A 20,922-nucleotide genomic window follows, 5' to 3' on the forward strand; every position below is an offset into this window, starting at 1 on the left:
GTTGGGGTGAGTGCAGGGCGAAGTCCTGAGGGTGAACTGAGGCAATTGCTTCCGAAGCTCGAAAGCCTCCCCCCCATCCGCTCTCCGGGCACCTTCCCCCGCAAGCGGGAGAAGGGAATAGCCGAAGCCACAGCGAAGGCCACAGCCACAGCCAAAGCCAAAGCCACAGCCAAAGCCAAAGCCACAGCCACAGCCACAGCCACAGCCACAGCCACAGCCACAGCCACAGCCAAAGCCAAAGCCAAAGCCAAAGCCAAAGCCAAAGCCAAAGCCAAAGCCAAAGCCAAAGCACCCCTCCCCAACCCTCCCCTTCGCCTTTGGCGAAAGGGAGGGGGCGACAAGCAAGGCGATTGCCGAGCTTGCCTTGCTGCTTGAGGCGTTGCTTCTGCTCCCTCCTTTTCGCCGCAGGCGAAGGGGAGGGCTGGGGAGGGGTGCTTTTAGCTTTTTAGCTCCCAGCTCCTGGCTTCTAGCTTCTAGCTTTCAGCTCTACGCCCCCAACGCTCCAACCCCCGCCCAATCCACTTCACCGCCTCCTGCAAACGCCCAACATCCTGCGTATATGCAATCCGCACATGCTGGTTGGCGCGGTAGTTGCCAAAATCCAAGCCCGGCGTAAACGCCACATGCTCGGTCTCCAGAAAATGCGCACAGAACGCCTGCGCGTCATCGGTGAAGGCACTCACATCGCAGTACAGATAGAACGCGCCCTGCGGCTCCACATCAATGCGGAAGCCCAGCTCGCGCAAGGCCGGCAGCAGATAATCCCGGCGCTGTCGGAACTGCTCCCGGCGCTGCTCGAAGATCGCAATCGTCTCCGGCTCGAAACACGCCAACGCAGCATGCTGTGCCATCGACGGCGCGCTGATGTACAGGTTCTGCGCCAGCTTCTCCAGCTCCGGTACCGCACGCGGCGGCGCCACCAGCCAGCCCAGGCGCCAGCCGGTCATGCCGAAGTACTTGGAGAAGCTGTTCAACACGAAGGCTTCGTCATCCACTTCCAGCACGCTGGGTGCATCGAAGCCATAGGTCAGCCCGTGGTAGATCTCATCCACCACCAGGTGCCCGCTACGCTCCTTCAACGCCGCTGACAAGCCAGTCAACTGCCCAGCATCCAGGGTGGTGCCGGTCGGGTTGGCAGGCGAGGCCACCAAGGCCCCGACGCTGGCGGCATTCCAGTTGGCGGCAATCGATTCCGGGGTCAGCTGGTAACCACTGTCCGGCCCAACCGGCACCAACTGTGCCGCGCCTTCCACCAAGCGCAGGAAATGCCGGTTGCAGGGGTAGCCGGGGTCGGCCAGCAGCCAGTGCTTGTTCGGGTCCACCAGCAGGCTGGAGGCCAGCAGCAGGGCGCCCGAGCCGCCGGGGGTTACCAGAATGCGCTCCGGGTCGATGTCCAGGTTGTAGCGCTGGCCGTAGAAACCGGCGATGGCCTGGCGCAGGGCGGGCAGGCCGCGTGCGGCGGTATAGCGGGTATGGCCGGCCGCCAGCGCAGCCTGGCCGGCACGGATGATGGGCTCGGCGGTGGTGAAATCGGGTTCGCCGATCTCCAGGTGGATCACGTCGTGGCCGGCCTGCTCCAGCGCGTTGGCACGGGCCAGCAGCGACATGACGTGGAAGGGCGCGATCTCCTGACTGCGGCGGCTATAGGGGGCTTGCGGGGCGTGGGGCGTGTTCATGCCTGCATGATAGGCGGCGTTGATGGCAACGGCGCAAGCACCGGGCGTGGCACACTGTGCGCTGTTGCACTGGATGCACCACCGCTGTTCCGGAGCGAACCTGATGAAACCCTTTCTTTGCCTGTTGGTTGCAAGCCTGATGATCAATACCGCCGCCGCTTCCCAGCCCACCCCGCCGGATGTTGAAAAGCGCCCGCACACGGTGACCGCACCGTTCGGTGCACAGCGCGAGGACGACTATTACTGGTTGCGCGACGACGAGCGCAAGGAGCCGGCGATGCTGGCCTACCTCAACGCCGAGAACGCCTACACCGATGCCCTGATGGCGCCGCTGAAGCCGCTGCAGGACAAGCTCTACGCCGAGATCGTCGGCCGCATCAAGCAGGACGATGCCAGCGTGCCGTACCGTGAGCGCGGCTACTGGTATTACACCCGCTACGAAACCGGCAAGGATTACCCCATTCACGCCCGCCGCAAGGGCGACATGCAGGCGCCGGAAGAAGTGCTGCTGGATCTGAACGTGCTGGCCGAAGGCAAGGGCTACTTCGGCATCGACGACATGGACATCAGCCGCGACAACCAGCTGCTGGCCTGGGCCGAAGACGCCGTTGGCCGTCGCCAGTACACCATCCGCTTTAAGGACCTGGGCACCGGCAAGGTGCTGGATGACGTGATCGAGGGCGTGTCGGCCAATGTGGTCTGGGCCGATGACAACCGCACCCTGTTCTACGTCGAGAACGACCCGGAAACCCTGCTCACCGTGCGCGTCAAGAAGCACGTGCTCGGCACTCCGGTCAGCGCCGACGTGCTGGTCTACGAGGAGAAGGACGACAGCTTCTACATGGGCATCGGCCGTACCCGCGACGACCGCTTCATCACCATCGGCGTGGACAGCACTGTGTCCTCCGAGCTGCGTTACACCTCGGCCGCCAACCCGGGTGAGTTCACCGTGCTGGCAAAGCGCGAGCGCGATGTGGAATACGACGCCGACCACTACAACGGCCAGTGGGTGATCCGCACCAATGCCGATGGCGCCACCAACTTCAAGCTGGTTACCGCCCCGGACGGCGCCACCAGCCGCAAGCAGTGGACGGACTGGGTCAAGCACGATCCGCAGGTGCTGATTGAAGGCTTCGAGCTGTTCGACGGCTATACCGCCATCGCCGAGCGCGCCGAAGCGCTGGAGCGCGTGCGCCTGCTGTTCGCCGATGGCCGCAGCGAGTTCGTCAAGGCCGATGAGCCGGCCTACTCGATGGGCTTGTCGATCAACGCCGAGCCCGATACCGAGTGGCTGCGCTACAGCTACACCTCGCTCACCACGCCGGCCACCACCTACGAGCTCAACGTCAAAACCGGCGAGCGCCGCCTGCTCAAGCAGCAGCCGGTGATCGGCTACGACGCCAGCAAGTATGAAACCGAGCGCGTCTGGGTGACCGCCCGTGATGGCGCCCGCATTCCGGTGTCGCTGGTCTACAAGAAGGGCTTCAAGAAGGACGGCACCGCCGCCCTGTACCAGTACGCCTACGGCAGCTACGGCATGTCGATGGACCCGGGCTTCAACCAGAGCGTGGTTAGCCTGCTGGACCGCGGCGTGGTCTACGCCATCGCGCATATCCGCGGTGGCGAGGAGATGGGCCGCAGCTGGTATGACAACGGCAAGCTGCTGCACAAGCAGAACACCTTCAATGATTTCGTCGACGTGACCCGCGCGCTGGTGGCGCAGGGTTACGCCGCCAAGGACCGCGTTGCGGCCTCGGGCGGCAGCGCTGGCGGTCTGCTGATGGGCGCCGTGGCCAACCAGGCGCCGGGCGATTACCGGGTGATGGTGGCGCAGGTGCCGTTCGTCGACGTGGTGACCACCATGCTCGATGCCAGCATCCCGCTGACCACCAATGAGTACGACGAGTGGGGCAACCCGGAGCAGAAGCCGTACTACGAATACATGCTCAAGTACTCACCGTACGACAACGTCACCGCCCAGGCTTACCCGTCGCTGTTCGTAGGCACCGGCCTGTGGGATTCGCAGGTGCAGTACTGGGAGCCGGCCAAGTGGGTGGCCAAGCTGCGTGACGTCAATACCGGCACCGCGCCCATCGTGTTCCGCACCAATATGGAAGCCGGCCACGGCGGCAAGTCCGGCCGCTTCCAGCGTTACAAGGAACAGGCCGAGTCCTTCGCCTTCGTGTTGTGGCAGCTGGGCCTGGCCGATTGATGCAGCAGGGTTGTGGGCATGCCTGATACACCGCCACCGCGCCAACCACGCCCGCCGCGCCTGCGCTGGGCGTGGTGGCTGCTGGCCTATGTGAGCCTGGGGGTGGGCATCGTCGGCATTTTCGTGCCCGGCCTGCCTACCACCGTATTCGTGCTGATTTCGGCGTGGGCGGCCTCGCATGGCTCCGAGCGGCTGCACCGCTGGCTGCTGGACCACCCGCGCTTCGGCCCGGCCATCCGTGACTGGCAGGCGCACGGCGCGGTAAGCCGCAAGGGCAAGTGGATGGCCAGCCTGACCATGCTGGCCTGCGCCCTGATCACCCTGTGGTGCGTGCCGCTGGCCTGGGTGAAATGGACCTCGATCAGCATCATGGCCTGCGTCTGCCTGTGGCTGTGGCTGCGGCCCCTGCCGCCGGGCGAACGCTGAACAGCGCACGCCCGCGGTTCGGACTTCATGGTCCAGTGGCTATACTCCGGGGCATGAACAAGACGTCCCGTTTCCTGATTCTCATCCCGGCGGCCTTCCTGCTGCTGGGCCTCAGTGCCTGCGGCAACAAGGGCCCCTTGGTGATGCCGCAGAAGCCGGTGCCGATCGAGGAACAGGAAGTCACCCCGGCCGAGCAGCCCGCTGCCGATCCGGCCACTGACAAGCTTGACCCGGCTGCCGACAAGAAGGCAGACGAGGCGCTGGACGATGCAACCGGTGGTGATGGCGTCAATGAGTAAGTCGGCAACAGGGCGCCTGCAGTTCAGCAAGATGCATGGCGCCGGCAATGATTTCGTGGTGTTGGACCTGCGTGATGGCAGCGCTCCCCCGGATGCGGCCCAGGCCGCACTGCTGGCTGACCGCCATCGTGGCGTCGGCTGCGACCAGATCCTGACCATCGAGCCGCCGCGCAGCGAAGGCGCCGTGGCCTCCTACCGCATATGGAATTCCGACGGCTCCACCTCGCAGCAATGCGGCAACGGCGCGCGCTGTGTGGCCGCCTGGCTGGTGCGCGACGGCGCAGTGCAGGGCGATGACTTCATCATCGACAGCCCCACCCGTACCCACGCCGTGCAGCGCTTGGCCAACGGCGAATACGCCATTGCCATGGGCAAGCCCGAGTTCGAGCCGGCACAGATCCCGCTGCTCGGCTTCCCGCGCGCACGTGAGGAATACATGACCTCGCTGCAGGGCGAGAACGTACGCTTCGGCGCCGTGTCGATGGGCAACCCGCACGCGGTGCTGGAAGTGGGCTCGGTCGACGCCGCACCGGTGGAGCGGGTAGGGCCCTTGCTGCAGCAGAACCCCTCGTTCCCCGAATCGGTGAATGTCGGCTTCGCCCAGGTGATGGACGCCGGCCACGCCCGCCTGCGCGTTTACGAGCGCGGCGTTGGCGAAACCCTGGCCTGCGGCAGCGGTGCCTGCGCGGCGGCGGTAGTGCTGATGCAGCGCGGCCGCCTGCAGCGCGACGCGTTGATCTCGTTGCCCGGTGGCGACCTGCGTATCCAATGGCCGGCAGAGGATGCCGAGATCGTGATGTCCGGCCCGGCAGCATTCGTATTCGACGGAGAGTGGATGGGATGAACGACACAGTCGAGAAAATCGGTGCCCATGAAGTTGCAGCCTGGCTGCGGCGTCATCCGAGCTTCCTCAAGCAGTTCCCCGATCTGGCCCTGACCATGGTGGTGCCGCGCGACGACGGCCCCACCGCCTCGCTCGCCAGCTACCAGCTGGAAGTGCTGCGCGACAAGAACCGCGAGCTGTCGCGGCGCTTGGCCGACCTCGGCGCCAACGCGCAGATCAACGAACGCCTGGCCGTGCGCACCCACCAGCTGACCCTGGCGCTGATGCGCCAGAACAGCGCCGCCGACACTCTGCGTGCGATGGCAGCCTCGCTGGAAGAAGATTTCGCCGGCGACCTGGTGCGCATCGTCTCCTTCGACGACGTGCCGGAACTTGCCGAAGCACCGTGGCTGCAGGTCATCGCCAAGGACGACCAACGGCTGGCCGCGTTCCACGACTGCCTGCAGGACGGCGAGCCCATCTGCGGCCGCCTGCAGCAGGAAAAGAACGTGGTGCTGTACGGCGAGCGCGTCAACGAAGTCTCGTCCACTGCACTGCTGCCGCTGCCCGGCGTCGGCCTGATTGCCGTTGGCAGCTACGATCCCAACCGTTTCTATCCCGGCATGGGCACGCTGTTCCTGCGCATGATGGGCGAATCGCTGGTGACGGGTTTACAGCGCTTCCACAGCGCTTGAGTGGAGTGACGCGGCGATGAGTGCCGTCCAGGCATTCCTGTCCTACCTGCAGGTCGAGCGCCGCATGTCGGCGCACACGCTGGACGCCTACCAGCGCGACCTCGCCGCGCTCAGCCAATGGTGCGAAGCGCACGAAGTCACCGATCCGCAGGCGCTGCAAGGCGATCAGCTACGCGAGTTCATCGCTAGCGAGCACCGCCGCGGCCTGTCGGCCAAAAGCCTGCAACGCCGCCTGTCGGCCTGCCGCAGCTTCTACGCCTGGCTGCTGAAGAACAACATCATCGACACCAGCCCCGCCGCCGGCCTGCGCGCGCCAAAGGCACCGCGCAAACTGCCACAGGTGCTGGACGCCGACGAAGCCGTGCAGCTGGTCGAACTGCCCACCGATGCACCGCTAGGCTTGCGCGACCGCGCCCTGCTGGAACTGTTCTATTCCTCAGGCCTGCGCCTGAGCGAACTCTGCGCCATGCGCTGGCGCGACCTCGATACCGCCAGCGGCATCGTGCTGGTGCACGGCAAAGGCAACCGCGAACGCACCGTGCCGGTCGGCTCGCATGCAGTGAATGCATTGCAGGAATGGCGCAAGGAAAGCGGCGGTACCAGCGAGAAGCCGGTATTCCCGGGCCGCGGCGGCGGCCCCATCAGCCAACGCGCCGTGCAGATCCGCATCAAGCAACTGGCGCAACGCCAGGGGCTGTTCAAGAACGTGCACCCGCATATGCTGCGGCACAGTTTCGCCAGCCATATTCTGGAATCCTCAGGCGACCTGCGCGGCGTGCAGGAACTGCTGGGGCATGCGGATATCGCAACCACCCAGATCTATACGCATCTGGATTTCCAGCACCTGGCCAAGGTTTATGATGCTGCGCATCCTAGGGCGAAGCGGAAGATTTAAGCGGGGGAACTATGGGGAACGAGTAGTCTGCTGGACGTCAGTTGGCGCCGGCTTTGCTCAGGCTTGTTAGCTGGATTGCGCATTACTAAAATAAAGGCGTATGAGCGGGGAGCTTGGTGCCATGCAGCGTGAACTGGGGAATGTGTACAGCTAGCGCTTGGATAAAAAGGGGCGGCGGTAAGGGAGCGGTTTGGCGGGGCAATGCTGGCGGCTGGCTCATCATTATGTTAGACCATTCGCCGGTGACTGTAGTGATGGTTCGCCGAAATTTGTGTCTCCACGCTAGAAGCTAGGTTGTATCAAACTCCGTTTAGAAGTTATGAGTATTAATAAAACTTTTTTTCAGGGTAGTTGTTATGCTGCACATTCTATTTTTTCGAGAGATAGCGGTGGATGATCTCGACAGAAATTGTTGTTTCATGTTGGAAGAGCATGAGTTCGAATTGCACCTCAGAGCTGTCGCGAATGATGCAGAGTGTCTGGACGGAGTCTCCGAGGTTCATAGGCACGGGTTGCATGCGATGGCTATAACAACGAATTCAACGCTTGAAGTTCTCTAGGCACAGCTGGTTTCTATTATCCGTGATAACGGGGAGTACTTGCGGATCCAGCTTTGATTGCCGAGCAGGTAGGTATGCTAAGTAATCTATTTATGATGTTTTTTTCGCTGCCTGCACTCAATGTAGGCGCCATTTTCTAGGGGGAATGATGTCAAAATGTAAAGTGCAGCTTGCGATTGTCGGCCATCCGCCGCCGGACTTCGATGCGCGTGAGCTAGCTTCATGGAATTCCAATGTCTTTGAGATAAGTTCAGTGATCGAGAGTTTTCAGCTGAACGAAGATGCGGCGGGGGATGACTGGGAGTTTTCCGATGTTCAGTTCGAAAATGCCGTTCGTCGCGATCCGACGTGCGACTTCCTTGTCATGTTTGTCACGGTGAAGTTGGAGTGCAATTGGTATCTTCGCCGGCTCTCTGATAATCGGATTGTTTTCACGTTCTACGAAATGGATCATATCGTTCGTCATCACCGGCTCCCTCTTAAGAATCTTTCACTTAGGGTGCTTTATGCAGCCGTTCTTGTATTTCGGCGTTATGGGAGCAGGATTCCCGTGGCGTCTGAAAGCACTAACTACGCGCATGATGAGACGCGCGGCTGCTTGTTCGATATGAATGCTAATAAGATGGATGTTGTGGCATCGCTTCATCGGCCTTGCGTGTGTGAGCGGTGTTGCTCGCAGCTAAAGGAGGCCAAGGTATCAAATGAGCTTATTGAAAGTGTAAAGAAAGAGATTCGTAAAGTGCAGAAGCCGCTAGCTGACCGGATTATTGATTTCGTGAGGGCGCACACTATTTTTTCTATATTTGTTTCCGTGCTCTCTGCGCTGGTTCTTGGTATAACGGCGTCGTTGATTGCTGCGTGGGTATATGAATTTATGAAGGCGACGCTATCATCATTCCTCCAAGCTTAGATAACTTTATGGGTCAACACAGCAGTTGCTGATCCAGTCTGGAAGCCAAGGCTGTGGTGCCGATATCGAGAGCTTCAGTTTGTGTCTATACGATGTATATCTAAGAGGCACAGGTTTTCGACACGGTTGCATGTTATCGCAGAGATCGAAACGCGGCGGAGGGAGCGCGGCGGGGAGCGATTTATAAAGGTGCTGGGCGAAATGACTTCAGTTGCCTGTGCAGAACAACTAATGGTCAAAGCGGCAACAATTAACTTCGGACTCTAGGGCGCGCCCGCTGTTTAAAGCGGGGCGTTGATTTAACTGTTTATCAAGTCGTCAAGCAGTTTTGTCGCGCGACTGCCGATCTGGAACAGATTGTCAGCTTTGATTGCCTTGTCCGCTAGACTGTTCATTCGCTGCCACAAGGATTTCAAGGATTGGCCGCCCTCGAAGGAAATATCGGTGAGATCGGATTCGCTGAAATAGATGTCGCCTGTTGCATACTTGACAGCCTCCTTGAGCGCGCCTGCGCCGCGAATCGGATACTGGGCTATTGCGAGCTCGGCAAGGCGTATATGTCTGCGAATTAGTGCAGTAAGCGGGGCAGGAAAGGCGTTGTCAATGAGAAGGAGTTCGAGTTGATTGATCAAGCCAACGAGATCGGCAAAATCCTCTTGCAGAATTCCCTCCTCCTCCACAGGAAGTAGTTCGCTGCAAAAGGCTAGGCCGGTATATACATCCTCAGTTAGATATTGCTTGATGTTCGCACTTTGCTTAGTCAGAAGTTGAGGGGATAGGGAGTTCTCGAGCTTCTTTAGTGGAGGTTCGAATATTTGAGCGGAGAAGCCAAGTAGATGAAGCTTGTCTTGAAGTAGATCGAGTTCATCAATCAACAGGTGTAGATGCTCTGATGTGCGGATCCAATTTCGGTTGTCAGATTCTCCTTCAACTGATAGCACTGCTTTCCATGCTTGAATGGCTGGGACATTCCCATTAATTGGTTTCCATTTCGTCATGATTGTATGTAGTCGAGAGGCGCTATTAAACTTCATGGTGCTCCTGCGATGAGTTGAAGGTAGGAGATCGATTTTTTGCGAGTAGCTTCAGCTTAAACCAACCTAGGTGTTTTGGCATGGAGATAGGCGGGCGAGGGTGCGCGAAGGGGTTTTTCCCCTGGTACGGTCGTTGCATATGTTGAATATCTCCGCGCTGGCTCGAGCATCTGCCAAGCCCCCATGACGCCACAGCCTGAAGCGGACATAATTCGATGCACTGAATTCCCCCTTATCCACTCGCTTCCCTCCGGGCACCCACGCACCCATGCTGACCTCCTACCTGCTGTTCTTCTTCGCTGGCTTGGGCGTCTTCAACGGTGCGGCGTTGTCGGTCTACCTGCTATGCCGAAAGCCCGTCAGGCCCGCCCAGCGTTGGCTTGCGGCCTTGGTGCTGATGCTGAGCCTGCGCACTGGCAAGTCCGTGCTGGTCTTCTTCTGGCCCGATATCTCCAAGCTGGTTCTGCAGGTTGGTTTGACCGCCTGCTTCTTCATTGGCGTTTGCCTGATCGGTTTCGTGCGGGCCTGGCTTGATCCCGATGGCCGGCAGACCCGGAACGATGCGGTTATCGCCTTGGGCCTGCTGGTGCTGGCGACTGCTTTTGGTGTCGCTTGGCCCTATACGGAGAACGTCGGCCTGTGGGCTGGGCCGGTGTGGGCGTCCATCCAGGTGATTTGGTTGGCATGCCTGCTGGTGGCAACGCTGCTGTTCCTGCGCGGCGGCAAACGAGGTCGCGCCGATACGGCACCCGGCGCGCTGAGCCGCAGCCATGTGGTCTCGGTGATTGTGGGTGTGGGGGTGATCTGGTTGGCCTATGCCACCTCCGGCTTGACGTCGTACATCGTCGGTGCGCTGTCGTTCTCGCTGGTGCTGTACCTGAGCATCAGTGTTGCGCTTGCCCGGCGTAGACCTGCTCCGGTCGCCGAGCCTTACCGTGACCGTAAGATCGCGGCTAGCGATGCCGAGGTGACGCTGCGCGCCCTGCACGCGTTGATGGCCGACGAGGGCCTGTACAAGGACGCTGGCCTGACCTTGGCCAAGCTGGCCAAGCGGCTCAACATTCCCACGGCACGCTTGTCGCAGCTGCTCAACGACAATCTCAAGACCGCCTTCAAGCCCTACCTGGCACAGGTCAGGATCGAGGCCGCCAAGCAGTTGCTGCGCGCACAGGCGTCGGCATCGATGGAGGATGTGGCGGAGGCGTCCGGCTTCCTGTCCACCTCCACCTTCTACAGCAGCTTCAAGAAGGTGGAAGGGACAACGCCCGCAGCGTGGCGGCAGGCCCAGTCGCGCTTGGTGGTGGGCTCCTGAAACGTGTTTGGTGAGTCCGTAAACACGCTTCAGTAGATTGATTCGTAAAGGGATTCTGCAGACTTCGGGGCACCTATCCTCCGGAGTCTCTTCATGTCAGTAACGCGTTCCCAGCCGGCCGCTGCCGGCGCGATATCACTGCCAGCGCGTCTTGTCAGATGGTTCGCCGTGGTCAGCCTTGCGCTGTTGTTCGGCGGGCTGGCGCATGCCGAACCGGTTTCGGATGAGCGGGAGATCTCCGCGGTCATCCAGGACTATCTGCATGGCAGTTCGTACAACCAGCGCGATCGGCTCAGGCGCGCCTTCCATCCCGATGCGCGCCTATACCTGAGCCAGGGCACCGACGGCATGCGCGAGGTGGGCATCGCCGAATACACCAGCTGGTTCGGCAAGGAGCCGGGGCTGTTCAATGGCCGCATCGGTCGCCTGCTCGGTATCCAGGTCGAAGGCAATATCGCCACCGCCAAGGCGGAGATTCTGGTCAGCAAGGATCAGGCGCGCTTTGTCGATCTGTTCCTGCTGAAGAAGCTGGAAGGACGCTGGCTGATCATCAGCAAGACCGCCACCCGCGAAACCGCGCCCGCCCATGGCCGCCAGGTGGTGCTGGCGGTGTCCAACGTGGACATCATGCCCGGCACCCGCCTGAGCGCCGGCAACAGTTTCCTGGAGCTGGTGCGCGCCTATGCCGGTTTCCGCGAGGCGGGCTACGGCGTGCAGTTCGTAAGCCCCGAAGGCGGGGCCGTGCCGCTGGCCTATATCGACACCAGCAACCCCGAGCACAAAGCCGGCATCTTCGACGCCGACCTGATGTGGGCGCTGGCCAACACGCGCCGGCCCGACGAGGTGACGGCCAGCGACTATTCCGCGCTGATGTACATCGGCGGCAGTGCCGCGATGTACGGCGTTGCCGAGCACCCGGGCATGCAATGGTTGGCGGTGCGCATTTACGAGCAACGGGGCGGCATCGTCTCGGCGGTGTGCCACGGCAGCGCTGGACTGGTGAACCTGACCCTGTCAGACGGCTCCGCGCTGGTCAGCGGCAGGCGTGTCACCGGCTATCCCGATGCCTACGAGGACATGAGCGCGGCCTATTACAAGACCTACCCGTTCTCCATCGAACAGCGCCTGCGCGGCAGCAAAGCCCAGTTCAGCCATGGCGCGCGCGGCGCACCGCATGTGGAAGTTGATGGCCGGCTGATCACCGGCATGAACTGGGAATCCACCCGTGGCGTGGTGGCTGCGATCATTCAGCGCTTGGAGGTTGAGAGTGCTGTGCTACAAAACGCTGCGCAAGCGAGTGGTTGAGTAGCTGCAGCTGAGCCGGACTGCCCGCTGCTGGATGGCAGCGGGCGGACTGGAGCCTGGGTCAGAGTCGGGTTGATTGAAGGCTGGTTCCGATGCTTTGCGCGCGGGGCGACCGCTTGATGTTGTGACCAAGTCGAAACGGAGCCCTCAGTTGATGGCGGGAAGTGATGCCGTCGTGCTCGATGCGCCATACAGGCCGTCATAGCCCGGCATCACTTCATATGCAGGCAAGTAGCCCTTCTTGTCGCCCACGAAACGATTGTTTGGGATCGGCGTGACGCCACACTCCGGCACGCATACCCAAGCTGTACCGGCAGGCCCACGTACGTAGACGCTGTGTGGGTTGCGATCAGACAGCAAGTATCCTGCCGGTTCATAGTCTGGCATTCCCTGGCGGCCCTTTTTGCGGCTGGCGTGAACGTTCCCAAGCAAAGCGATCACCGGGGTGCCTCCGTTGTGTGCTGCTCTGATGCGCATCGCCATGCCGGCGTCCCTCGATCCTGCCATGCCATCGTCGACGGCCAGCAGGCTGATTCCTGCACCTTCGGCATGAAGTGTTCGTAGCCGGTGCAGCAGTTTCAGCATGGCTGCGCTGGATCGTCCATCCTGGGGCTGGCGTGTCCAGAATCGGCCGCTCAGAAGGGCTGCCTGATCTGCGTCGGCGCCATCGCTCGTCAGGAAGTGATCGAGCCTTGCCTGCTCCTCTATCGGAACCTCCAGCGCCACTACCACTGCATTGCCCGACTTTGCGCTGGCGCAGGCCAGATCGCCAATCAGCGCTGGTGCCTCGTTGGTGCCATGGACTTCACCTACCAGCAGCAAGCTGGGCGCAGGCATCGTGAGAGGCCAGGTGCAGGCGGTCTTGTCGTCGGCCAAGGCGATGCCGCTCGCGAGCGCAGTTGATGCCAGTAGCAGAAGGGAAAGAAGTGACTTCATGTCGAGACCCTTGTGTGGATGAGCAGTTATGGCGGCGCAGCCACTGTACATGCAGGCAGTCTGTATGCGCCTCCCGTTTGAAGCCAATACACGGATGAGCAGTGGGCCATGCTCATCAGGAAGCTGCAGAAGCATCAGTTGGAAGAAACAGCAATCCGCACTGAAGCATTGCCGTTTGATAGCGAAGGTCGCCGACAGTAGTTCTGACAGATTTCACGGGAAACGTCTCAAAAGTAGCGGCGCAGCGTCAAATCAGTTCAGTGCTATGGCCTAATCGGGCCGCGCTCGCGATAGCCGGAAGCATCGCGCGCATTTCGCCCTGATCAAGAGTCTGTCGATATGGATATCCGACACTCGGCACTGCTCGCTTCATTGACGTCGTTGTCGCACAACAATCGCCTGATCCAGCTGCAGGGGCCGCATGACGGTCTGGTGGTGGAGCGTTTTGAAGGGCAGGAAAGCATCTGCGGCGCGTCCCGCCTGCAGATCGATTGCCTGTCCACCGATGCCTTCCTGGATATCGATCCTTGGCTGGAACAGCCACGGACGCTGCAGTTGCGGACGGCAAGCGGTGCGCTGCGACAATGGCACGGCCTATGCACTGAAGTGGCGCAGTTGGGCAGCGATGGCGGTTTGGCCCGATACCAGTTGGTGCTTGAACCGTGGACTGCGTTGCTACGCCTGCGCCGCAATGCCGTGATCTTCCAGGACATGGATGTACGCGGCGTCTGCGAGCGGATCTTTGCCGACTACCCGCAGGCGTCCTATCGCTTCGACGCGGAAGCGGCGCTATCGCAGCGGCCCATCATTACCCAATACCGCGAGACCGACTGGGAGTTCGTTACCCGCCTGCTGGCAGAGGTTGGCTTGGCCTGGCGTATCGAGCAGGCGCAGGACGGCGAGGGTAGTCACACCTTGGTGGTGTTTGGGCCACAGGCGCAGCTTCCGGATATGGGTGCGGTGCGCTTCCATCGCATTGCGGCCACTGAGGCCAGTGACGGCATCGCCGCGTTCAGTGAGCGCCAGCAGTTGGTCGCGAACAGCAGCACGGTGGCCAGTTGGCATGGCGAGCAGATCAGGGCAGTTCCCGCACAGACAAGTACGGCAGCCGGTGAGCTGCCCACGCTTGAGGTGTATGTGCAGCCGCGTGCCGGGCGTTTTGCCGATGCCAGCTGGGCGCAGAACGAAGCACAAGCGCGCCTGGATGCTTTGCGGCTGCCGCAGCTGTTGTACAGCGGTAGCGGCAGCGAGCGTCGGCTGGCGGCGGGCGCCTGCTTCAGCCTTGTCCAACACCCGCAGTACGAAGCGCAGCAATTCCAGGTGCTGGTGGTGCAACACGTCGCAGTCAACAATCTGGACAGCGGAATCGCCGAGCTATTGGGGCATAGCGAATTGGAGCGCGGTAGCTACCGCAATCAGTTCCTCGCCACCGATGCCGCAGTGCCAGTGCGGGCGTTGCCGCAGGATCGCCCCAGCCTGCACGGTCCGCAGACCGCACGGGTAGTGGGCGTCGCCGATGCCACAATCAGCCCCAATCGCGAACATCAGGTGCGTATCCAGTTCAACTGGCAGCGCGGCAGGGCACCCAACCCAGGCGGAATCGTCGACACCGGCAGCAGCCAGCCCGGGCACGCGCCTGGCGATCACACTAGCGGTAGCTGGGTGCCGGTTGTGGAATGGGTAGCCGGCCCCAACTGGGGAACCGCATTCCTGCCACGCATCGGCAGCGAAGTGCTGGTGGAATTCCTGCACGGCGACATCGACCAGCCGCGCATCACCGGCCAGCTGTACAACGGCGAAGTCGCACCGCCGTTCGGCGGCGGCATCGATGCACAGGCACAGCACCCCGGCGTGCTCAGCGGCCTGCATACGCAAGCGCACGATGGCAGCGGTACCCAGCAATGGGTGATGGATGACACGCCCGGTCAGCTACGCACGCGCCTGCACAGCTCATTGGCGGACAGTCGCTTGGAGCTGGGCTATCTGATCCAACACCAGGACAAAGCACGCGGCGCACTGCGTGGCGAAGGCTTTGAACTGGCCACACAGGGCTGGGGCAATGTGCATGCCGGCGGAGGCCTGCTGCTGTCGGCCAGCACCCAGCAAGGCGCCGCATCCACGGTAATGGATAACGCTGAAGTCGTCGCCCAGCTCAAAGGCGCCGAACGCGGCCTGGAGCAGATGCAGCAGACCCTGCAGCAACAACAGGTTCCGGGACTAACGGCATGGCAGAGCACCGGCCTGTTACGTGAGCTGGCGGATCCACACGCCGAGGGGCGCTTTGAAGCTGAGGTCAGCGGCCAATCGCAGTTCAAACCCAGCGACGGCCGTAAGCCTGGCGATGAGCCGGTTGAGCGCTTCGCCAAACCAATGTTGCTGGCAGAAGCACCAAACCACATCGCCTGGACCACACCGGCAAGCGCAATTGCATATGCCGGCCAGAACCTGCAGGTCACGGTACAACAAGATCTGCATGCCAACAGCGGTCAAACCATCGCCACCGTCTCTGGTGGGCAGGTTTCATTGTTCGCGCAATATGGACCGGTACGGTTGATCGCAGCCAATGGCCCGGCGAGTCTGCAGGCGCACAACGGTGAGCTGGAAGTGCTCTCTGAGCAGGCACTCACCATCACCGCGACCGATGCCTGCATCGATGTACTCGCGCAGAGCAAGGTGGTACTGCAGGCCGGTAGCAGCGCCATCACCTTGGAAGGTGGCGATATCACCTTCAGCTGCCCTGGGGAGTTCAAGGTCAGGGCTGGGGATCATCCCTTTATGGTTGGGGAGAACGCAGAGCCGTTCATTCCTTCATTGCCAAACGGCGCGGCTAGAGCTGCTCGATGGATCGCGCTTCATTTTCAGGATGCCGAGACCCTGCAAGCCATGGAAGGTACTGCGTATGAGATCCACTTCAAGGGTGGATCAGTGATCAAGGGAAAGCTCAACGCAGAGGGGCAAGCTCATCATGAGCCGGTTCCTACAAGGGAAGTCGAGAAGATTGTCTACGAACCTCGCGAGTCTGGCGCAGAAGATGCGTGGCCTGCGCTGGAGTTGATCGGGAGCATCGTGCAAGGAGCGGATCATGGGTGATCCGCAGCAAGATCGTCCCAATGAAGCTGCACCGGTTAGCGTGCAGCAATTGCGCGAAGCGCTTGGATTCATTACCGAGCAGTACAACAACGTTGTAGACGGCGGAAAAAACGTCTTTGTCTGGCTGTGGGAGGCGCTGCAAGGCGACTTCAATCAGCAGCGTAGCACCGGCCAAGTCGTGTTTGATACGGTTGTATCGATGATTCCAGGTGTCGATCAGGTTTGCGATGTGCGCGACATAATCGCCAACTGTAAGCAGATCGACGAAAACAAAAGCAACGCATGGGCTTGGGTTGGACTCGTGCTTACTTTGATCGGCTTGTTTCCCACGTTGGGCTCGCTGGTCAAGGGTGTGCTTAAAATATTCTTCTTGTTTGTACGCCGATTTGGCCTGAATCACGTCACCCGTGCTGTTGATGAGGCGATGAGTTGGGTTATTACACTGTTGCGCAGAAGAGAAATTGCCCAGTACTGGAAACATCTTCGTTGGGATCGTGTGTTTCACGAGTTGGCGCGTCAGGTGCGCGTCGTTCGCGACCTTGTGACCTCGGCCAATCTGCTGAATGCCTTCGATCGCGGCATCTTGTTGATGCGCAATCTGCTTGGGAAGGTTGAGGATATTCCATTCATAGGTGCCAGTGCGAAGACAACGATGGAGCTGGTTGGACGGATAGGGGAAGAGGTCAATAGCTACATTGGCGCCGCGTTGCGTCCTGTTCACGAGATCATGGAAGCGATCATCCGACGGTTGGAAATTGAAGATATCCTGCAGCGCGGCGGCATCCTTGATGCGCGCAATGTGCATTTTACGGGGACGTTGCCGGAAGCCCATGCAGTTACGCTGATGCAGCGTATGAATCCGCAGCCTGCTTGGCTCAACAAAGGGACGCCGAGCCAATACATTCCTTTGAGGCCCGCCAAAGTAAGGCAGAGCATTCAAAGTGCTGCAAATGACGGTTATCCAGCTCTTTCAGATCCCCAGATAAAAAGCTTCGCAAGAGGGATGAAATCAGTGGTGCTGGAGGGGCCGCTTAAGCTCTATCGTGTAGTCTCCCCATCCAATGCCGGGGCGGGATCTGACTGGATGACTGAAGATGTCTTCCGAGCGATAGCGCGTTCAGCTACGCCGCGAAATGATTGGCGGAAGAAATTGGCGGTTTGGCCCGATTGGAATCCAAATGGTCAGTTCGTTGTTTATGAAATAAAAGCAGGTGAAAAACTCAAGGTCTGGAAAGGCCCGGCGTCGGCGCAAATAAAAGAAAACGGGTCGCTTCCGGATCATTTTCTGGAAGGCGGATATGAGCAGGTCAAGTTCGATGCCAGTATCCCTTATCGCGCCGACGGGAGTTTTCCTGTTGGCGCTAGTGGAAAGCCGTTGAATACGCATGCAGATACCATGCGGTTCTATGATGTGAACCAAACAACGGGCGTGATGACACTAAGTAGCACGATGACTTACGCCGCTTGGAAAGCTCTTCCTGCCAGTGATCAACTGAAGTACATCAGCATTCGTGAAGCCATGAACAATCCTCGGATTAGCGGGCCTTACGATACTGGCTGGGGCACATTAGATTTTTCGTCCCAATTGGTGAATGTAAAGCTTGGGCTCCCGAACATCCCCGGTCAGATAACAAAGCAATAGGTCATGTCAATCAATAGCGATCTCAATCCGTGGCACAAGCGTCAAGCCACCCTGCTTTATCACTTCACCTCAAATGAGTACCTGCAGGGGCTGCTGCGACGAATCGACAGGCTCATTGCCATGGCTAACGGTTTCCTGGACGAGCGGACACCTTTCGACTCGCTAGGGTTGGCAGTGGGGAACTGGCAACAACTGGACACCGCCGCTCACTTTTCGACCCATGCGTTTCCTGCATTGATCGAGTTCCGGGAGGGTGTTGTTGAGGCCATCGCACTTAGGGCCAGTGAGGTGTACCGCACTGCGGGTGAGAACCAGTGTGGTCGCATGCTTGAGGAGTACGGCCATCACATGACCTGGGCGACTCCAGATCAAGAGAGTGCATTCAAGGAAGAGGCCGCCGCGGTTTTCAGCTACGCAGGGCTCATTAGTTCGATTACGGATCGGCTTGGCGGGCTGGATGATTTTTGGTTTTGGATAGTTTGGACTGAAGGACTTGTTGACGCTCACAGAATTCCCCGCTTCCGGGTACGCAAAGACATCGTAGCTTTCTCGGATCAACCTCCGCCGCGTACGGGCGTCTACGTGCCGAAAGAAGGTCCGTATGGCGCTTTGCAGTTTGCGTGGACGGGAGGCCGCGGCGAGTTGATAGGAGCAAGTAGCCTCAATGAATTCGGCCGTAGCGTTGTTCAGCGCATTGGCAGGGCCGGCCTTTGGGGCGACAGTGCGGGGCTGTACGAAATACTGGATAGAAATCGAGGGATGACCCCCTACGATTGGTCATATATCACCGCAGATAAAGCCCACATCGCCAATTCATTCGTAGCCTCGGAATGCTTTGAAGACCGCCCAAGCGAATGGTATTTCGTAGAGATGATCGAAGGCGAGTTTGAGGAGATAGACGGCACATACGCAGGCACATCGAGTGTTGATCTTCGTCCGCAGCGGGTGCCCGCTGGAAAGGCGGTGCCAACCAGCGGCTGGTGGTATACCCCTGCACAAGGTGCGCGTCGCTACTTCAAGGAAGGAGAAGTGTTCCCTGAAATCGTAGGCAGCGATTGGGGTAGCACCTTTTGGCTGTGGGCCGCTGATCAAGCCGCTCCACGGATCGGCTGAGTGCTACTGGTAGTTTCGGTAGCGCCCATTGGGGAGGAGGACCTAGCTGCCTCCTCCAGCCTCGCACTGGCTGCATTCAAATACGCATTCCTGGAATGCTTCTATTCGTTTGGTTTGGCTTGACGTTGATGCTGATTCAGTAATCACAGTTTCGCGTTGAGCGCGGGCGGTTTACGAATGTGTCGGCAACCGGCAAGAATGCAGTGCTGGGCTCAGCGAACACGCAGATGCTTGGCTGATACTTTCGCAGGGGTCCCTACTTTCACGGAGTGATGGCAATGGCTTCGCCGAGTCTGATTGCACTTACCTTGTTTGTCGCATGGGCGCTGGTTCTTATGGCGCTCATGGAAGTCATCCGATCAAAGCTTGTCTTTCAAAAGACTGTTCTGGCAAATGAGTTCAGGCCGGACAACGCGAATCTCTCTCCGTTCATGCAACGGTTGGCGCGTGCTCACGCGAACTGCATCGAGAACATACCGGTTCTGGGCGGATTGTTGCTCATTGCGGTTGTCAGCGGACGCGAGCATGTCACCGATCCATTGGCCTATGTTCTGGTGGTCGCGCGTTTCGTGCAGACGCTGATCCATCTGGCCTCATCTTCTTCGCTGGCAGTGACCCTGCGGTTTGTCGCATTCATCGTTCAAGTGATGATTGGCCTGTACTGGTCTTTCAAGTTGCTCACTTCGATTTGACGGGCAATCAGCCGCCTAGTAGGCGCGGGCGGCGATTATTGGTGTGCGTGAGGCGGGCGGTTCCGGTGCTCTACGGTGGCCGGTTGTGTGCCATCCCTTGAGCTGGCCAGGCAATGCAGTGGGGCATGAAAAGAAGGAGCTCGTATGGCCCTCTTGCGGCCAAACACAGGCATTGAGAGTCGTTTGAGCTGTTGGAGTGGTTCCATCGTAAAGACATGCGGTTCCGCATCGGGCGCAGCCAGGGTGTAGGCTTGTGTAATTCCGCCGCGCCTGTGCCAGTTGCCGCGGCTTGATCTAGCGCTTGTCTGTTTTGGAAGACCGCCGCATGACCAACAAAAGCCGCAACTCCGCCTCCACGGTGCAGGCCTTCATTGAAGCCTCGGATCATCCGCTCAAAGCCGAGATTCTGTCGCTAAGGAACCTCCTGCTCACCATCGACCCAGCGATCGCTGAGGAGATCAAGTGGAATGCACCGAGTTTTCTCACGTCGGAGCACTTTGCCACCATGCACCTGCGCGCCAAGGACTCTTTGCAGCTGATTCTTCACCTGGGCGCTAAACCGAAGGGCACGGTTGCAGCCGATGCCATCGTCGACCCGGATGGGTTGCTCACTTGGCTAGGGCCGGGTAGGGCATCAGTACTGTTCAGCGGCTCGGGTGATGTGGACAGGAAGGCCGGCGCGCTGACAGCGATAGTCCGGCAGTGGGTCAACCATCTTTAGGCCGCTTTCCAGCCACTCTGCTGTCATCCCTTCGGATCAACGGAGGCTGAGCAGCCGCTTTCAAGCCTGATGCCGGGCACCGAGGAGTCTTTATGACGGTCAAGCGCATGGACAACATCGGCATCGTTGTAGAGAACCTGGATGCCGCCATTGAATTCTTCAGCGAGCTCGGCCTCAGCCTTGAAGGGCGGATGCCGATCGAAGGCGAGTGGGCGGGCCGTGTCACTGGCGTGCGTGATCAGCGTGTCGAGATTGCGATGATGCGCACACCCGATGGCCACAGCCGGCTGGAGCTCTCACGCTTCGACGCCCCTGCCATTGCATCCGATCACCGCACTGCACCGGTCAACTCCCTGGGCTATCTACGTGCCATGTTCACGGTTGTGGACCTTGAAGACACTCTCGAACGGCTCAAGAAACTGGGCGCGACGGTGGTTGATGAGGTGGTGAAGTACCAGGATACCTACCGGCTCTGCTACATCCGTGGCGTCGAGGGAATCCTGATCGGGCTTGCCCAGGAGCTGGAGCACCCGCGTCCGCAGTAAGGACGATGGAAGAACGGCCTGCCTCCGCGCTGAATC

The 20,922-nt window shown here is 60.0% G+C and carries 18 protein-coding genes; 15 read left to right on the plus strand and 3 right to left on the minus strand.

The window, feature by feature from the left end; translation table 11 throughout:
• Positions 1-473: 473 nt before the first annotated feature.
• A complete protein-coding gene (locus ABB27_RS13885; protein ID WP_057629378.1) occupies positions 474-1,676 on the minus strand; it encodes a pyridoxal phosphate-dependent aminotransferase in 1,203 nt (400 codons plus the stop codon).
• 103 nt (positions 1,677-1,779) lie between these two features.
• Here ABB27_RS13885 and ABB27_RS13890 point away from each other — a divergent pair, with 103 nt between their 5' ends.
• From ABB27_RS13890 to ABB27_RS13920, 7 genes are all read left to right on the plus strand, one after another.
• A complete protein-coding gene (locus ABB27_RS13890; RefSeq protein WP_057629379.1) occupies positions 1,780-3,888 on the plus strand; it encodes a S9 family peptidase in 2,109 nt (702 codons plus the stop codon).
• Between the two features lie 18 nt (positions 3,889-3,906).
• A complete protein-coding gene (locus ABB27_RS13895; RefSeq protein ID WP_057629380.1) occupies positions 3,907-4,314 on the plus strand; it encodes a YbaN family protein in 408 nt (135 codons plus the stop codon).
• A gap of 53 nt (positions 4,315-4,367) precedes the next feature.
• Positions 4,368-4,613: an LPS translocon maturation chaperone LptM gene (gene lptM / locus ABB27_RS13900; protein ID WP_057629381.1), complete on the plus strand. Its 246-nt coding sequence runs from the start codon at positions 4,368-4,370 to the stop codon at positions 4,611-4,613.
• Positions 4,606-5,457 (plus strand): diaminopimelate epimerase, encoded by an 852-nt coding sequence (gene dapF / locus ABB27_RS13905; protein ID WP_057629382.1) that lies wholly within the window; start codon positions 4,606-4,608, stop codon positions 5,455-5,457. Before lptM ends, dapF begins: the two co-directional genes overlap by 8 nt.
• Entirely contained in the window at positions 5,454-6,131 is a 678-nt protein-coding gene (locus ABB27_RS13910) for a DUF484 family protein (RefSeq protein ID WP_057629383.1), read from the plus strand. Before dapF ends, ABB27_RS13910 begins: the two co-directional genes overlap by 4 nt.
• A gap of 16 nt (positions 6,132-6,147) precedes the next feature.
• Positions 6,148-7,026 carry a tyrosine recombinase XerC gene (xerC, locus tag ABB27_RS13915; protein ID WP_057629384.1) on the plus strand — a complete coding sequence of 293 codons (879 nt, stop codon included), beginning with the start codon at positions 6,148-6,150 and terminating at the stop codon, positions 7,024-7,026.
• 708 nt (positions 7,027-7,734) lie between these two features.
• The gene (locus ABB27_RS13920) at positions 7,735-8,496 is read left to right on the plus strand and encodes a hypothetical protein (protein WP_161809657.1); all 762 of its coding nucleotides are present in this window, start codon (positions 7,735-7,737) and stop codon (positions 8,494-8,496) included.
• A gap of 299 nt (positions 8,497-8,795) precedes the next feature.
• Here ABB27_RS13920 and ABB27_RS13925 read toward each other — a convergent pair whose 3' ends face one another.
• Positions 8,796-9,494, minus strand: a complete 699-nt coding sequence (locus ABB27_RS13925; RefSeq protein WP_152984590.1) for a hypothetical protein — start codon at positions 9,492-9,494, stop codon at positions 8,796-8,798.
• A gap of 304 nt (positions 9,495-9,798) precedes the next feature.
• On the opposite strand from ABB27_RS13925, the gene ABB27_RS13930 reads away from it, so the two are divergent.
• Together ABB27_RS13930 and ABB27_RS13935 are read left to right on the plus strand one after the other, a co-directional pair.
• Entirely contained in the window at positions 9,799-10,842 is a 1,044-nt protein-coding gene (locus ABB27_RS13930) for a helix-turn-helix domain-containing protein (RefSeq protein ID WP_057629387.1), read from the plus strand.
• A gap of 93 nt (positions 10,843-10,935) precedes the next feature.
• Complete coding sequence (locus ABB27_RS13935; RefSeq protein ID WP_083491318.1) at positions 10,936-12,147, plus strand: nuclear transport factor 2 family protein; 1,212 nt, start codon at positions 10,936-10,938, stop codon at positions 12,145-12,147.
• Between the two features lie 147 nt (positions 12,148-12,294).
• Here the strand turns inward: ABB27_RS13935 and ABB27_RS13940 are convergent, their stop codons facing one another.
• Entirely contained in the window at positions 12,295-13,083 is a 789-nt protein-coding gene (locus ABB27_RS13940) for a hypothetical protein (RefSeq protein ID WP_152984591.1), read from the minus strand.
• Between the two features lie 339 nt (positions 13,084-13,422).
• Between ABB27_RS13940 and ABB27_RS13945 the strand changes: the two genes are divergently transcribed.
• From ABB27_RS13945 to ABB27_RS13970, 6 genes are all read left to right on the plus strand, one after another.
• Entirely contained in the window at positions 13,423-16,173 is a 2,751-nt protein-coding gene (locus ABB27_RS13945) for a type VI secretion system Vgr family protein (RefSeq protein ID WP_083491319.1), read from the plus strand.
• Complete coding sequence (locus ABB27_RS13950) at positions 16,166-17,815, plus strand: hypothetical protein (RefSeq protein WP_152984592.1); 1,650 nt, start codon at positions 16,166-16,168, stop codon at positions 17,813-17,815. The genes ABB27_RS13945 and ABB27_RS13950 overlap by 8 nt, the downstream gene beginning before the upstream one ends.
• 3 nt (positions 17,816-17,818) lie before the next feature.
• On the plus strand, positions 17,819-18,928 hold the full coding sequence (locus ABB27_RS13955) for a hypothetical protein (RefSeq protein ID WP_057629391.1): 1,110 nt from the start codon (positions 17,819-17,821) through the stop codon (positions 18,926-18,928).
• Between the two features lie 278 nt (positions 18,929-19,206).
• Positions 19,207-19,620 carry an MAPEG family protein gene (locus ABB27_RS13960; RefSeq protein ID WP_057629392.1) on the plus strand — a complete coding sequence of 138 codons (414 nt, stop codon included), beginning with the start codon at positions 19,207-19,209 and terminating at the stop codon, positions 19,618-19,620.
• Between the two features lie 325 nt (positions 19,621-19,945).
• Positions 19,946-20,341: a DUF1801 domain-containing protein gene (locus tag ABB27_RS13965; protein ID WP_057629393.1), complete on the plus strand. Its 396-nt coding sequence runs from the start codon at positions 19,946-19,948 to the stop codon at positions 20,339-20,341.
• A 92-nt stretch (positions 20,342-20,433) separates the two neighbouring features.
• Positions 20,434-20,886, plus strand: coding sequence for a VOC family protein (locus ABB27_RS13970; protein WP_057629394.1), 453 nt, complete (start codon positions 20,434-20,436; stop codon positions 20,884-20,886).
• Positions 20,887-20,922 lie beyond the last annotated feature (36 nt).

The sequence above is a fragment of the Stenotrophomonas terrae genome, assembly GCF_001431465.1.
Lineage (GTDB): Bacteria > Pseudomonadota > Gammaproteobacteria > Xanthomonadales > Xanthomonadaceae > Stenotrophomonas > Stenotrophomonas terrae.